This window comes from Anaerobacillus sp. QJM3NY_32 (assembly GCF_056173645.1).
In genome coordinates this window covers 3,009,193-3,023,642 of sequence record NZ_CM149684.1, presented here as the reverse complement: position 1 = coordinate 3,023,642, position 14,450 = coordinate 3,009,193, and the positions used below count along the sequence as shown (strand labels likewise).

Genomic DNA, 14,450 nt, shown 5'->3' with positions numbered 1-14,450 from the left:
CCCGTTTTATTAGGAGGAACGACAATTGCAAAAAAGAGTGTTACGGCTACTCGAATATAATAAAGTGAAAGAACGATTAGGAAAACACGTTTCATCCTCATTAGGAAAACAAAAAGTAGAACAGTTAACCCCTTTGTATTCTTTAGTAGATGTTAACCAACAGTTAGCAGGAACAGAAGAAGGAAGAAAAGTGATCCGTCTTCGTGGTCAAGCTCCGCTTGGTGGCATTCGAGATATTAGACAAAGCGTGAAGCGAGCAGAGATTGGAGGGATGCTAAACCCATCTGAATTACTCGACATCTCGAGTACAATTTATGGCGGTCGTCGATTTAAAACATTTCTTGATAATATGATTGAAGATGGTGTAGAGCTTCCTCTTCTCGGAGATTTAGTTAGTCAAATTATGCCTGAAAATGAGCTGGAGAATGAGATTAACGCCTGCATAGATGAGGACGGGGATTTGCTTGATTCTGCAAGTGATGCACTTCGTCGACTTAGAACCCAGCTTCGTAGCTTTGAATCTCGCGTTCGTGAGAAATTAGAAAGTCTCATTCGATCTTCAAGCACAAGGAAAATGCTTTCAGATGCGCTCATTACCATTCGGAATGAACGGTACGTTATCCCCGTTAAGCAGGAATATAGAGGTTCATTTGGTGGAATGGTCCACGACCAATCCTCTTCTGGTGCGACGTTGTTTATTGAACCACAATCGGTCGTATCAATTAACAACCAGCTAAAAGAAGTAAAAGTTAAGGAAAAACTTGAGATTGAGCGGATCCTAACAGAATTGACTGGACATGTTGCGGAAGCTTCTGAAACGCTTAGACATAATGTTGATGTACTTGCGGATATTGATTTTATTTTTGCTCGTGCCCTATATGCTAACGAATTAAAAGCAACGAATCCTTCCATGAATGATGAGGGGGAATTAGAAATAAGACAGGGGAGACATCCCCTTCTACCTCAAGATGAGGTCGTCCCTTCTTCCCTATTTCTCGGGAAAGACTATTCGTCACTTGTTATTACTGGACCAAACACAGGCGGGAAAACAGTTACATTAAAAACGGCAGGACTTCTTACTCTAATGGCTCAATCTGGACTTCATATACCAGCTGATGAAGGATCTACTATGGCGGTCTTTCAAAATATCTTTGCAGACATCGGGGACGAGCAGTCTATCGAGCAAAGCTTAAGTACTTTTTCATCGCATATGACGAATATCGTTCATATTCTCAAGAACATTGACCACAATAGTCTTGTGCTTTTTGATGAGCTTGGCGCTGGGACCGACCCTCAGGAAGGTGCTGCACTTGCCATATCCATACTTGATTATGTATATAAACGTGGATCAAGAGTTATTGCGACGACACATTACAGTGAATTAAAAGCCTATGCGTATAATCGAGAAGGCGTGATGAATGCTAGTGTAGAATTTGATGTTGAGACACTACGCCCAACGTATCGCCTATTAATTGGAGTGCCAGGCCGCAGTAATGCATTTGAGATTTCAAGACGCCTCGGGCTGATGGATGATATTATTGAGGATGCACGATCTCAAATATCAAGCGAAAGTAACAAAGTTGATCGGATGATTTCATCGCTTGAAGATAGCCAGAAGCAAGCCGAATTAGATCGAGAAGGAGCTTCTGAACTTAGAAAAGAAGCAGAGTCACTTAAGAATGACCTGGAAAAGCAACTTGAGAAATTTGAAAAACAGCGAGAGCGACTTTTTGAGGAAGCGGAACAGAAAGCTGCTGAAGAAGTAGAAAAAGCACAAGAACAAGCCAAAAAAATCATTCAGGAACTGCGTACATTCCAAAACGGATCTGTTAAAGAACACCAATTGATTGATGCTCAAAAGCAGCTTGAAGATGCCAAACCCGAATTAAAATCTTCAAAACCAAAACCTAAAAAAGCCCAAACTAAATCATATCAACCAGGTGATGAAGTGAAAGTGATTAGCTTTAACCAAAAGGGGCACATTGTTGAGCAAGTCGGGAAGAACGAATACCAGGTTCAACTTGGGATAATGAAAATGAATGTGAAGGCAAACGATCTTGAAGCGATTAAATCAAAACCGGTCGTTGAGCGAAAGCCGTTTGTGACAGTTCGTGGAAGTGATAGTCGAGTGAAAACTGAACTTGATTTACGAGGTAAGAGGTATGAAGATGCTCAAATGGAAGTTGAACGCTATATCGACGATGCCTTACTTGCAGGGTATAACCAGGTCTCAATCATTCATGGTAAAGGAACAGGTGCACTTAGAAAAGGTGTCCATGAATGGTTGAAACGTCATTCCCGAGTGAAAAATCTTCGCATGGGTGGAATGAATGAAGGCGGCGGTGGTGTAACTGTCGTTGAATTGAAGTAGAGAAAGGAATTTACACAATGGATCAATTATGGGAGAGTATCGCATTTCAAACTGCAGCGAATTATAGCGTAGTGATTGTTTGTATGATTGTGTTTCTTTCAGCATTTGAATTTGTAACGTCCTATCGTAACTGGGAAGAAATCCAAAAAGGTAATCTTGCAGTAGCGATGGCTACTGGAGGTAAAATATTTGGTATTGCGAATATCTTTCGTTTTTCAATTGAGCATAATGATTCACTAGTGACCATGATGGGGTGGGGAGTCTTTGGATTTGTCCTTCTATTAATTGGTTACTTCACCTTTGAGTTTTTAACACCTAAATTTAGGATTGATAAAGAAATTACAGCAGACAATCGAGCGGTAGGATTCATTTCTATGGTTATTTCGATTGGTTTGTCCTTTGTTATAGGGGCAGGAATTTCGTAAGGGGAGCACATATGGAGACTTTATGGAAAGTTCTTATGGTTGTATCAGGGATATTCTTTATTGCGGGCATTGTTTATTTATTTTATTTTGTATGATGGTTCAAGAAGAGCAGGTACTTTACCTGTTCTTTTTTTTCTTCAAAATTCTGTGCGCTCTTATCACAACTTAACCTAAATATGGATAGAATAATGTCGTATGCTCGTCTGTTTTTTACGACCTAAAATGCCAATGTATTCAAAAAATTAAAAAAAGATAGGATATTTGAAGCGTTTTCATTATAATTATCATATAGAGAGAGTTTTGGTTTGGAAGGAGTCGTGAAAGGGAGGTTGATGAAAATTGACAAACAATGGCGCAAACGAATGGTTTGATTATTATCAAGAAGGAGTACCGACTTCAATAGAGTATGAGGAAAAGCCCCTTCATGCGTATCTTGTTGATGCAGCTACAAAACATCCTAACAAAAAGGCAGTTCACTTTCTGGGAAAAGAACTTACATTTCAGGAATTATTTCATCGCTCAAGACGACTTGCGAATTCATTGCGGGATCACGGTCTGAGCAAGGGCGGAAGAGTATCAATCATGCTTCCTAATTGCCCTCAAGCTGTGATTAGTTATTACGCTGTATTGATGGCTGGGGGAGTGGTCGTTCAGACGAATCCACTATACATGGAGAGGGAACTAGAACATCAATTAAGAGATTCTAAGGCGGATATGATGATCTGTCTTGATCTTGTTTTACCGAAAGTATTAAAAGTAAAAGATAAAACAGTACTAAAGCACATTGTTGTAACGAAGATTCAGGAGTATTTACCTTTTCCTAAAAATGTTTTGTATCCACTCGTGCAAAAGCAAAAGAAGCAGGGATTACTTGTTGAAATGCCTTCAACAGACCAAATTCATAGCTTTTTGCAATGGGTGGCAAACGGTAGTAACGATGATATACATGTTAATGTGGATTCCAAAGAAGATTTGGCTCTTCTTCAATACACTGGGGGAACTACAGGTCTCGCAAAAGGAGTTATGCTGACACACTATAACCTCGTTGTTAATACGATGCAATGTAAGAACTGGATTCGTGATGCTAAATATGGCGAAGAGAGTGTGATGGGAATTCTCCCTTTTTTCCACGTTTACGGAATGACTTGTGTGATGAACTTATCGATTATGTATGCTGCCAAAATGATCATACTTCCAAAGTTTGAACCTAAAGATACATTGAAAACGATTCAAAAACAAAAGCCAACCTTATTTCCAGGTGCACCAACTATTTATATCTCTTTATTGAATGATCCGAATATCGATCGCTATGATCTCTCGTCTATTAAGGCTTGTATTAGCGGTTCAGCTCCACTTCCAATTGAAATCCAACAAAAATTTCAAGAGAAGATTAGCGGTCGTTTAGTGGAAGGTTATGGTTTAACTGAGTCATCTCCTGTAACCCATTCCAATCCTTTATCAGATGGTACTGTCGTTGGTAGTATTGGTTTACCTTGGCCAGACACAGATGCAAAAATTGTGAACGCTGCAAATGAAGAAGCTGAAGTGAAGGAAATCGGCGAATTAATTGTAAAAGGTCCTCAGGTGATGAAGGGGTATTGGAATCTACCAGATGAAACCGCTGCCGTATTGAAGGATGACTGGCTTTATACTGGTGACATGGCTTACCGAGATGAGAAGGGCTACTTTTATGTCGTTGATCGGAAAAAGGATATGATTATAGCAGGCGGATATAACATTTATCCACGCGAAGTTGAAGAAGTTTTATATGAACACCCAGCAGTTCAAGAAGCCGTTATTATTGGTGTACCTGATGCTTATAGAGGAGAAACAGTGAAAGCATTCGTTGTGCTAAAAAGTAACGTTGAAATAACAGAAGATGATTTAGATCAACATTGTCGACGTTACCTTGCTGCTTATAAGGTACCTCGATTATATGAATTTCGGGAGGAACTTCCTAAAACAACCGTTGGTAAAATTCTACGTCGTGTTCTAGTCGACGAAGAGAAAGTTAAACAAAACCAATCGATGTAGCGATTGGTTTTGTTTTTTGGTTTCAGTTAAATCAATACGTATTAAATAAAAAATTCCAATTAAAATTCCGTAAAGATTCGCACATTTCTGCTTATTATGATATGATGAATTTGCAAAATAACTCTCGATTCCAACCGAGCGCTCGTTCAGAAATCTTATGTTGACAATAGCATAGTCGTATCGCTACAATAAGATTATGAATGAATGCTCATTCATTTTGAATGAGTGCCGGATAAAGAATAAGGGAGAGCTTCATATGGTTGAAAAGGGGAAAAAAAGGGGTCCGAAATACGACAAAATCATTGATGCGGCTGTTGTTGTCATTGCTCAAAATGGTTATCATCAAGCGCAAGTATCCAAAATTGCGCGTGAAGCAGGCGTGGCAGACGGTACGATCTACCTTTATTTTAAGAATAAAGAGGATTTGTTAATTTCGTTGTTTCAGAAAAAAATGGGAAGTTTTATCGATAAGACAGAGGAACAAATTGTAAAGAAAGATAATGCAATGGATAAATTGTTCACGCTTATTGATATGCACTTTAAACATCTAGGTTCTGATCATGAGCTTGCTATCGTCACGCAATTGGAACTAAGACAAACAAATAAAGCCCTTCGAGCACAAATTGGCGAAGTACTTAAGAAATACCTTACGCTCGTTGATCACATATTGCATGAGGGAATTAAATCAGGATTGTTTATTGAGGAACTAGATATTCGTCTCGCAAGACAAATGATCTTTGGGACACTCGATGAAACCGTAACGAATTGGGTTATGAAAGACCACAAATTTGAATTAGAACCACTTGCTAAGCCACTTCATAATCTTTTGATCAATGGCTTAAGCAAATAAATAGAGACCCCGGCTTTGACTGGGGTCACAAAGTTTTGAGAGGAGTGGAGAAGTGGAATTCATTAACATTTCAACTGAAAACAAAGTGGCACAAATTACGCTGAACCGTCCACCAGCTAATGCAGTGGCATCGGACGTATTGCGAGAATTGTCAGAAGCATTCACTCAAATTGAAAACGATCCAGCAACAAAGGTTATATTGCTCTCTGGAGAAGGAAGGTTTTTCTCAGCAGGAGCTGATATTAAAGAGTTTACAACGGTTAGCACTGAAGAGGGATTTGCTGATTTGGGGAGCTTCGGTCAACAATTATTCGACAAAATGGAAGCGTTCCCAAAACCGATCATCGCTGCTATTCATGGTGCTGCGCTTGGTGGTGGACTAGAACTTGCAATGGCATGTCATATTCGTCTTGTAACTGAAGATGCAAAGCTAGGTCTTCCCGAACTACAGCTGGGTTTAGTACCGGGATTTGCAGGTACTCAAAGGTTGCCAGCATTAGTGGGAAAAGCAAAAGCAACAGAGATGCTGCTAACGAGCGAGCCAATCTCAGGACGTGAAGCTGTTGCAACTGGTTTAGCGAATCAGATGTATAGCGAAGAAGAGCTTCTTCCGAAAGCGAAAGAGCTTGCTGAGAAGATTGCTATGAAGAGCTCTGTGGCAGTTGGTTATGCACTTAAACTTCTTACTTATTCTAAATCAGAAAAGTTTGATGAAGGCGTTCAAAAAGAAAAAGAGTATTTTGGAAAGGCATTTGCTTCAGAAGATGGTCAAGAAGGCATTCGAGCCTTCATCGAGAAGCGTCAGCCAAACTTTCAAGATAAATAAGGTGAACTATTTCAGGGAGGGATAAAGATATGAACATTTATGTCATTATGAAAAGAACGTTTGATACTGAAGAAAAAATCGTAATTGAAAATGGGAGAATTAGTGAAGAAGGCGTTGAATTTATTATTAATCCATACGATGAGTATGCCATTGAAGAAGCGATCCAACTTCGCGACGATCATGGCGGAGAAGTAACGGTTGTAAGCATTGGTGACGAAGAAGTTGAAAAAGAGTTAAGAACAGCTCTAGCGATGGGCGCAGACAAGGCAGTTCTCATTAACAATGAAGACATTGATGAGAGTGATCAGTATACGACGACTGCCCTTCTTGCTGCTTATTTTGAAGATAAGGAATATGACATTATCCTTGGCGGGAATGTTTCTAATGATAACAGCACTGGTCAGATTGGACCGCGTCTTGCTGAAAAACTTGGAATCGCTTACGTAACAACGATTACGAAGCTTGATATTGATGGAACAACAGCGACAATGGAACGTGATGTTGAAGGTGATATGGAAGTTGTTGAAGCACAGCTTCCGTTACTTGTAACAGCACAGCAGGGACTTAACGAACCTCGTTATCCATCACTTCCAGGGATTATGAAGGCTAAGAAAAAGCCACTTGAAGAAATAGACTACGACGATCTTGATATAGATGAAGACGAGATCGAAGCTAAAACGGAAACAATTGAAGTTTATTTGCCACCAAAGAAAGAAGCTGGCAAAGTACTTGAAGGTGAAATTGGAGATCAAGTGGAAGAATTAGTGAAATTACTTCGCCAGGAAGCGAAAGTTATATAGGAGGGAATCAACATGGCCAAAAAAGTACTTGTATTCGCAGAAGCTCGTGACAATGAATTACGAAATGTATCATTTGAAGCAATTGGTGCTGGGAAAGAAATCGCAGCCGGTGGTGAAGTGATTGCAGCAATTGCTGGTGAAAGTATTAGTTCTTTAACAGACCAACTATTTCACTACGGAGCAGACCGTGTGATTAAAGTAGAAGATGAAAAGCTTAAAAACTATACAAGTGATGGATATGGTCAGGCATTTTTGCAAATCGTTCAGAGCGTCGATCCGGATGCTATTTTAATGCCCCATACGTCAATGGGCAAAGATTTAGCACCACGTCTTGCAAGTAAGCTTGACGCTGGACTTGTCTCCGATGCTACGGGTATTGAACTTGATGGTGAAGATGTCGTATTTACACGTCCAATTTACTCTGGTAAAGCTTTTGAGAAGAAAAAAGTAAAAGAAGGCGTTGTTCTTGCAACGATTCGTCCAAATAATATTTCTGCTCTTGAAATCGATGAATCACGCTCTGGTGAAGTCTTTGAAGAAACCGTAGAAATAAAGGACCTTCGTACGATCGTGAAAGAAGTGGTCCGTAAATCTACATCAGGTGTTGACCTTTCAGAAGCAAAAGTGATTGTAGCCGGCGGCCGAGGCGTTAAAAGTGAAGAAGGATTTGAACCACTTCAAGAACTTGCGGATCTTCTCGGTGCTGCTGTAGGCGCGTCCCGCGGTGCTTGTGACGCTGACTATTGTGATTACTCCCTTCAGATTGGGCAAACAGGGAAAGTAGTTACACCTGACCTCTATATTGCTTGCGGTATTTCTGGTGCTATTCAACACTTAGCAGGAATGTCTAACTCGAAAGTGATAGTAGCAATTAATAAAGACCCTGAAGCAAGCATTTTTAATGTTGCAGATTATGGTATTGTTGGTGATCTCTTTGAGGTTGTACCATTACTTACACAGGAGTTTAAGAAAGTATTGCAAACAAGCTAAGAAAAAAAGCGAGCTTATCTAGCTCGCTTTTTGTATAGAGATCATTACGATCTTATTTCATTATTTCAGGCTCGTTTTATTAATGAAGAGATAGGGAACAATGAAATTAAGTCAAAAGAATGGAATCAGAAAGAGTATTAATGATATACTCATTTTGTGCCTATTGATATGAAATCAAATTGGCAGAGCACACTGAGGCAACCGGCCTTAACCTGGTAAACTCAAGTGATAATGTTTAAGGAGGAAGATACAGTATGGCTATCGTACACGCAACAGATCAAAGTTTCGCACAAGAAACAAGTGAAGGTCTCGTTCTTGCAGACTTCTGGGCACCATGGTGTGGTCCTTGTAAAATGATTGCTCCAGTACTAGAAGAGCTTGATTCTGAGATGAGCGATGTAAAAGTTGTAAAGCTTGACGTTGACGAAAATCAGGAAACAGCAAGTAAATTTGGGGTAATGAGTATCCCAACACTACTTGTATTCAAAAATGGTGAGGTAGTTGACCAGGTTGTCGGCTTCCAACCAAAAGAAGCACTTGCACAGACGCTTTCTAAGCATCAATAATTAGTTAAGTTTCAAACACCCTGATCTGTTTTAGGATCAGGGTGTTTTTTTTTGTTATCTTCAAATGAAACGGTATTGACACTGATAATCGTTCTCGATATAATCATCATGGATATAAGACCTGACGAAAAGGAGTTTTACATAATGAAGAAATCGGCTATGCTATTCACTTCTATTACGCTTGCAGCTACGGTTCTTGCTGCTTGTGGTAATGATTCTGAAAATGCTACAAACACAGAAAATAACAGTTCTAAGCAAGAACAAACGAATTCTGATGATAAGTCTAGTGAGATGTCAATTGAAAGCGCTGCTACTACGAAACAAGTAGAAGCTTATCAGACGATTACTAATGAACTAAACAAAATGAAGGAAGATCAAGAAGTAGATTGGGAGTTAGTTGAAACTACCTACACTAGTGACTTAAAGAGCGCTGTGAATGAAATTGATAATGAGTTTGATACATTTATCTCTACTGGAATTCAAGCTGGAAAATCTGGAGAGCTTGATAAGAATGTAGCTCGTCAGATCATTGATAAAGGGACACAGTCATACTTTTATCAAAAGCAAAAATCCCTTCAACAGGCAGTGATTGATGCGAAGGATGCTAACAAAGAAGATGAGGCTATGCTTCATTTTGAAGAAATACAGTTACTAGCAGAAAAAGTATTTGTTCCTACAGCCGAAAAACGCGACTCCTACTATGAACTTGATGGAGATTCAAGTATTGTTGAGAATATTAACAATGGCCTATCAGCGCAGGAACAGGCGCTTTCTGAAGGGAATATGGAAGATTTTGCTGTGACGAAGCAAGTAACGGATAAGTCCATTTATAAGAGCTACTACTTAGCTTCTAATTCCTATGCAGAAAAGATTGAAGAAGCGGTAAAGACTGGTGAAACAGATGAGTTACAAGTGATGCAAACAGAAGCTCTCGGTTTTTATCAAGCAATAAAAGGATCACTCTCAGGCGGCGATGAAGAAGCGGCTGAGAAGTTAAGTGAATTATTCGATATAAGTAACGATCCAGAGGCAATCAAAGCTGATGAAGTAAACGGTTTGTTCGCAAAAGCGTTTACAGGAAAAATCAAAGGATATCACGAGAAAGTAGCTGAGCTAGCTAAAGAAGACAAGCTTTCTGAAGGTAAAGAAGCTGCAATGGAAGCCAATGTATTCTTAAAAGCGATTGAAATGCCATTAATGGAGGCAATCGGTGAAGAGGAAACGGATGCAGTCTATGAAGACGCACAAAACTGGTTTGATGCAGTTGCTAGTGAGAATGCAGATGAAGTGCAAAAGCTAAGTGATCGCATTTTGACCGAACTAGAAAGTGTAGTAGAATAGCTTTAGATTGAAATGGCCGCTAAATGCGGCCATTTCTCTTGTAGGACGGATTAATTTGAAACACTGAAAAATATAGGAGTGCCTGAGATGAAAATACTCATTACTGGCGGGGCAGGTTTTATAGGAAGTAGCCTTGCAAAGTCGCTTTTAACAGCTGGTCACGATGTCTCAATCATTGACCATTTCTCTTCCTATTATGATATTAATCGAAAAGAAGAACATCTAGAAGAAGTGAAAAAAGCTGGGTCAATTAAAGTTCACGTTTTTGATTTATTAGATCATGAAAAAACGGATGCTCACTTCAAAGAGCATTCTTACGATAAGGTGGTTCATCTTGCTGCACTTCCAGGAGTTCAATATTCATTAACACATCCACATGACTATATTGATCAAGATATCAAAGTAGTGGTAAATGTATTAAAAGCTGCGGGTGATGCGGGAGTCCCCCATGTTTTATTTGGTTCTTCTTCATCAGTATACGGTAATCGTGAGAATGGCCCGGTGTTAGAAGATGAGGCAAATGGCAAAGTGAAGTCTCCGTATGCAGCTGCTAAAGCTGGAGCAGAATCTTTTTGCCATGCGTATCAATCGCTTTACGACTTTAAGTTAACGGTTTTACGATTTTTTACAGTGTATGGGCCATGGGGCCGTCCCGATATGGCGATTCCTCTATTTATTAATAAGTTAATAAAGGGGGAGGAAATCATTGTTTATGATCGTGACCAGTCTAGGGACTTTACGTATATTGATGACATTGTTACAGGTATAACATTAGCATTCGAACAAAAAGGAATATCAGAGATTTATAATCTCGGTTCGGGTACGCCGATTCAGCTTAATGAACTTATTACTTCGCTTGGTGTCTATTTTCCTGATGCGAAAATACTTGATGGAACATTTCGTCCAGGGGATGTAAGGCATACATGGAGCGGTATTAGTAAGGCTAGGGAAGAATTGGGATATACTCCGAAGGTGAAGTTTGAGGAAGGATTAAGAAGGACAATCGAATGGGCAAAAAAATATCACGCTTATTAAAGTGGTCATTTGGAATTGGCCTATTCATTTCATTTGGATTCCTTCTTTTTCAAGAGTTTAATCTGTCGAGTCTTTTAGCTCTTACCTCTGAATTGCTAAGTGAACCATGGTGGTTAATCGCTATGATAACTGGATACACATGTTCTTTTTTACTGCGTAGTTGGTGCTGGCGATTACTTGTTGATAAGAATATATCAATTAGGGTTTATTTAGCAGGGGTTTTTTATAGTCTCTTTTTTAACCATCTACTTCCTTTCAAGGGCGGAGAGGCTGTGCGTATGGGAGTGCTTGCGCAGAAACAAAAAGGGCGATGGGGAATGGCTATTCAATCCGTGCTCGTTCTCAGGTTAATTGATCTCTTCTGGTTGGGGGTTTTTTCAGTTATTGGGGCGGACCTTATTGGGATTGATATCAACCTGACTTTTTTCATAACAGCGCTTGTTATTTTTGGTGTTACCGTGAGTGGGGTGATTATCTATCTAAAAAAACATCACGCTGCTTCTTTTTTTAATAAGCAGATAACTACCATGCAGACTCTTGTAAGTTCACCACATATGGTGCTTGTTCTAACGCTATCTTGTATAAGCTGGGTAGCTGAAGGAATCGTCGTATTTAGCGTAGCGAGTCTTATTGGACATCTGTTTACATATTCAGATGCCATGTGGGTTACATCATTATCAGTCGGATCTGGTGTCTTTCAATTAGCTCCAGGTGGCTTTGCGACTTACGAAAGTGTGATGAGCTTTTCACTTAATCGGGTAGGTTTCGGATGGGAAGAAGCCCTTTCAATTGCGATTGTCACGCATGCATTTAAGTATATTTATTCTTTTGGCGCTGGATTAGTGGCGTTCTATCTTTATCCTCTTCGATTACAGGAGTTGAAGTCGTTTATGAATAAGAAAGGAGAAACATCATGAAACAAGCGTCAGGCTTTGAAAAGATAGCAGCAAGATGCTGGAATCTGTTAAATGAAGGTAAGCCATTTACACCAATCTTTGTTACAGGGACAATTTTGTTATTTTACATTTCACAATGGACTTCTATAGAGTTCTGGGGGGCTTTCTTTGTTGGACTAGGCGTCGTATTGCCTCTTTTAGTACTCTACTACGTTTATGATTACCCATTATTTTTACGAAATTATTTATGGATGCCTCTAATTGGGTACCTGCTGATTTTTGATTCATTTTCACTTCAAGTAGCCATGCTAGGTATAGGTCTCTATTTTTTCTTTACTGTCTTTTTCTGGGGAACATTCTATTACCATCTTCGAATTGGAACGAGCTGGCTTAACTTCACTCGTTTTTGGAAGTTAGTGCTTAAGAATAGTGATTCTACTAGTGGTAACGCGCAAGAACAACTTCCGAAGTTTTTATTAATTCTACCATTATGGGTGATGGTTATTGACTCTTCAGTAAAGAATGAAATGACTTTTGAATGGACGACTCTTGTTTTCTTTTATGCAGGAATTTGGTTATTTAGTTTTATTCTTCACCATTACTTATTTGACTGGAAGCCCGCAATTAAATCAGATTATACGAAAGCTGTGCCACCTACGTCGACTAATGAGCGTGTCATTATGATTGTAATCGATGGAATGCGAAAAGAACGATTCCAGGAAGCCAATACGCCTTTTCTTGATTCATTAAAGAAAAATGGGACAGAATACAGTCAAATGGAGACGGTATACCCTGCGCGTACAGTTGTTTGCTTCTCCTCGATGATGACAGGTACATATCCTCTTGAGCATGGTATTAAGTCCAATATGGTTTGGAATCTTGGCGTGAAAGTAGAGACGATCTTTGATTCGTTAAGAAAAGTTGGGAAAACAGGAAGGTTACTCGGTATTGCCCACCTTGTTGACGCTATGGGAGATGACGTAGATACTGTAACGGCAGTTATGAATAACGATGTGGCTGATACGAAAATTATGGAGGGCGCTCGTCAGATTATGTTAGATAAAAACCCTGACTTTTTCACTGTACAGCTTATTGGGACCGACCAAACTGGTCATGCGAGAGGAGTCTTGTATGATGATTACATTCAAAAAATTGAAGAAGCTGATAAATTAGTGGAAGATTACGTTGGTTTTCTTGAAGTGAATGGGTTTATGGAAAATACAACACTCATTGTTTGTGCCGATCATGGACAAGCAGATGGCATTGGGGGACATGGTCATCTAGATGAAGGAGAACGATTTGTTCCATTCTTTATGAATGGGCCATTTATCGAAAAGGGGAAAATTGTAGAAGAAAGGCATAGTCTTACTTCAGTAGCGCCAACCGTTGCTCATTTATTAGGTGCCCCTATCCCTTCACATAGTAGAGGAGCGATACTAGAAGAAGCGCTTCATGATAGGAAGGAAGACATTATCAAATGAAACAGCATGTGATTGTTTTTTTACCCGCGCATAATGAAGAGCATGCCATTGGAGAAGTGATTAAGCAAATTCCCAGAAGTATTCATCCTTCTGTTCAGGTGAGCGTTCTCGTGATCGATGATGGCTCAACAGATCGGACAGTAGAAGTAGCTAAAAAGGCTGGAGCTAACTATATTTATTCTTTTGATAACAATCAGGGTCTTGGTGCCGCAGTTCGAAAGGGGCTTTCCTATTCTGTAGAATTAGGTGCTGACATAGGTGTGATGCTTGACGCGGATAATGAATACCCTGCCTGGCAATTAGCTGACCTTCTCGAACCTCTATTCAAAGGGGAGGCAGACTATGTGATGGGTTCTCGTTTTAAAGGTACGATTGATGGGATGCGACTTCATCGTCGTTTAGGCAATTATTGTTTTACATTTATTCAGTCCCTTCTTTTACAAAGGTGGATTTATGATGGTCAGTCTGGGATGAGAGTTTTCTCTAGACAAGCTATGGAGCATGGAGAAATCATTCATGACTACAACTATGCACAAGTCATTACATTAAACCTTGTTCGAAAAGGATTTAGAGTTAAAGAAGTTCCAATTACGTACCAGGTTCGATCTACTGGTGAATCATATATTAAGTTTAAAGCGTATTTAACATCTGTTTTACCGGCTATTTTGAAAGAAATGATGCGACCAGTTCAAAAGGTGTCGATTGACTATAGTGCGCATAAAATCTTGCCTGGACACATGACAAGTATGGTGGCAGAAAAGTCACACTAATTGCAGATCTGTTATTGACTTCAATGGTGATAATCATTATCATTATCAATGAGGAGGATATTTCA

The 14,450-nt window shown here is 39.5% G+C and carries 13 protein-coding genes; all 13 read left to right on the top strand.

What is annotated here, in order from left to right; all coding sequences use genetic code 11:
* Nucleotides 1–25: 25 nt before the first annotated feature.
* The 13 genes from AC0VYH_RS15865 (at nucleotide 26) to AC0VYH_RS15805 (ending at nucleotide 14,385) form a co-directional block, all read left to right on the top strand.
* Complete coding sequence (locus AC0VYH_RS15865; protein ID WP_430243939.1) at nucleotides 26–2,371, top strand: endonuclease MutS2; 2,346 nt, start codon at nucleotides 26–28, stop codon at nucleotides 2,369–2,371.
* A 17-nt stretch (nucleotides 2,372–2,388) separates the two neighbouring features.
* A complete protein-coding gene (locus AC0VYH_RS15860) occupies nucleotides 2,389–2,796 on the top strand; it encodes a DUF350 domain-containing protein (protein ID WP_430243942.1) in 408 nt (135 codons plus the stop codon).
* Between the two features lie 339 nt (nucleotides 2,797–3,135).
* Entirely contained in the window at nucleotides 3,136–4,830 is a 1,695-nt protein-coding gene (locus tag AC0VYH_RS15855) for an AMP-binding protein (RefSeq protein WP_475372744.1), read from the top strand.
* A 256-nt stretch (nucleotides 4,831–5,086) separates the two neighbouring features.
* Nucleotides 5,087–5,680: a TetR/AcrR family transcriptional regulator gene (locus AC0VYH_RS15850; protein ID WP_430243946.1), complete on the top strand. Its 594-nt coding sequence runs from the start codon at nucleotides 5,087–5,089 to the stop codon at nucleotides 5,678–5,680.
* A gap of 52 nt (nucleotides 5,681–5,732) precedes the next feature.
* Nucleotides 5,733–6,506: an enoyl-CoA hydratase gene (locus AC0VYH_RS15845; RefSeq protein ID WP_430243948.1), complete on the top strand. Its 774-nt coding sequence runs from the start codon at nucleotides 5,733–5,735 to the stop codon at nucleotides 6,504–6,506.
* A gap of 29 nt (nucleotides 6,507–6,535) precedes the next feature.
* Complete coding sequence (locus AC0VYH_RS15840) at nucleotides 6,536–7,306, top strand: electron transfer flavoprotein subunit beta/FixA family protein (protein ID WP_194219345.1); 771 nt, start codon at nucleotides 6,536–6,538, stop codon at nucleotides 7,304–7,306.
* A gap of 12 nt (nucleotides 7,307–7,318) precedes the next feature.
* On the top strand, nucleotides 7,319–8,296 hold the full coding sequence (locus AC0VYH_RS15835) for an electron transfer flavoprotein subunit alpha/FixB family protein (protein ID WP_194219346.1): 978 nt from the start codon (nucleotides 7,319–7,321) through the stop codon (nucleotides 8,294–8,296).
* Nucleotides 8,297–8,550: 254 nt separating this feature from the next.
* Nucleotides 8,551–8,862, top strand: coding sequence for a thioredoxin (gene trxA / locus AC0VYH_RS15830; RefSeq protein WP_194219347.1), 312 nt, complete (start codon nucleotides 8,551–8,553; stop codon nucleotides 8,860–8,862).
* A gap of 144 nt (nucleotides 8,863–9,006) precedes the next feature.
* Nucleotides 9,007–10,203, top strand: a complete 1,197-nt coding sequence (locus AC0VYH_RS15825) for a hypothetical protein (protein WP_430243952.1) — start codon at nucleotides 9,007–9,009, stop codon at nucleotides 10,201–10,203.
* Nucleotides 10,204–10,290: 87 nt separating this feature from the next.
* Complete coding sequence (locus AC0VYH_RS15820; RefSeq protein ID WP_430243954.1) at nucleotides 10,291–11,238, top strand: NAD-dependent epimerase/dehydratase family protein; 948 nt, start codon at nucleotides 10,291–10,293, stop codon at nucleotides 11,236–11,238.
* Nucleotides 11,211–12,155 (top strand): lysylphosphatidylglycerol synthase transmembrane domain-containing protein, encoded by a 945-nt coding sequence (locus tag AC0VYH_RS15815; protein WP_430243955.1) that lies wholly within the window; start codon nucleotides 11,211–11,213, stop codon nucleotides 12,153–12,155. Before AC0VYH_RS15820 ends, AC0VYH_RS15815 begins: the two co-directional genes overlap by 28 nt.
* Entirely contained in the window at nucleotides 12,152–13,615 is a 1,464-nt protein-coding gene (locus AC0VYH_RS15810; protein WP_475372743.1) for an alkaline phosphatase family protein, read from the top strand. The genes AC0VYH_RS15815 and AC0VYH_RS15810 overlap by 4 nt, the downstream gene beginning before the upstream one ends.
* Nucleotides 13,612–14,385, top strand: a complete 774-nt coding sequence (locus tag AC0VYH_RS15805) for a glycosyltransferase family 2 protein (protein WP_430243959.1) — start codon at nucleotides 13,612–13,614, stop codon at nucleotides 14,383–14,385. The genes AC0VYH_RS15810 and AC0VYH_RS15805 overlap by 4 nt, the downstream gene beginning before the upstream one ends.
* Nucleotides 14,386–14,450: the final 65 nt, after the last annotated feature.

What these genes read in the sequence shown, in the direction of transcription:
- AC0VYH_RS15810 (WP_475372743.1), top strand. Translation starts at nt 12,152, where the DNA reads ATGAAACAAGCGTCAGGCTTTGAAAAGATAGCAGCAAGATGCTGGAAT.
- AC0VYH_RS15820 (WP_430243954.1), top strand. Translation starts at nt 10,291, where the DNA reads ATGAAAATACTCATTACTGGCGGGGCAGGTTTTATAGGAAGTAGCCTT.
- AC0VYH_RS15825 (WP_430243952.1), top strand. Translation starts at nt 9,007, where the DNA reads ATGAAGAAATCGGCTATGCTATTCACTTCTATTACGCTTGCAGCTACG.
- AC0VYH_RS15835 (WP_194219346.1), top strand. Translation starts at nt 7,319, where the DNA reads ATGGCCAAAAAAGTACTTGTATTCGCAGAAGCTCGTGACAATGAATTA.
- AC0VYH_RS15805 (WP_430243959.1), top strand. Translation starts at nt 13,612, where the DNA reads ATGAAACAGCATGTGATTGTTTTTTTACCCGCGCATAATGAAGAGCAT.
- trxA (WP_194219347.1), top strand. Translation starts at nt 8,551, where the DNA reads ATGGCTATCGTACACGCAACAGATCAAAGTTTCGCACAAGAAACAAGT.
- AC0VYH_RS15815 (WP_430243955.1), top strand. Translation starts at nt 11,211, where the DNA reads ATGGGCAAAAAAATATCACGCTTATTAAAGTGGTCATTTGGAATTGGC.
- AC0VYH_RS15840 (WP_194219345.1), top strand. Translation starts at nt 6,536, where the DNA reads ATGAACATTTATGTCATTATGAAAAGAACGTTTGATACTGAAGAAAAA.
- AC0VYH_RS15860 (WP_430243942.1), top strand. Translation starts at nt 2,389, where the DNA reads ATGGATCAATTATGGGAGAGTATCGCATTTCAAACTGCAGCGAATTAT.
- AC0VYH_RS15850 (WP_430243946.1), top strand. Translation starts at nt 5,087, where the DNA reads ATGGTTGAAAAGGGGAAAAAAAGGGGTCCGAAATACGACAAAATCATT.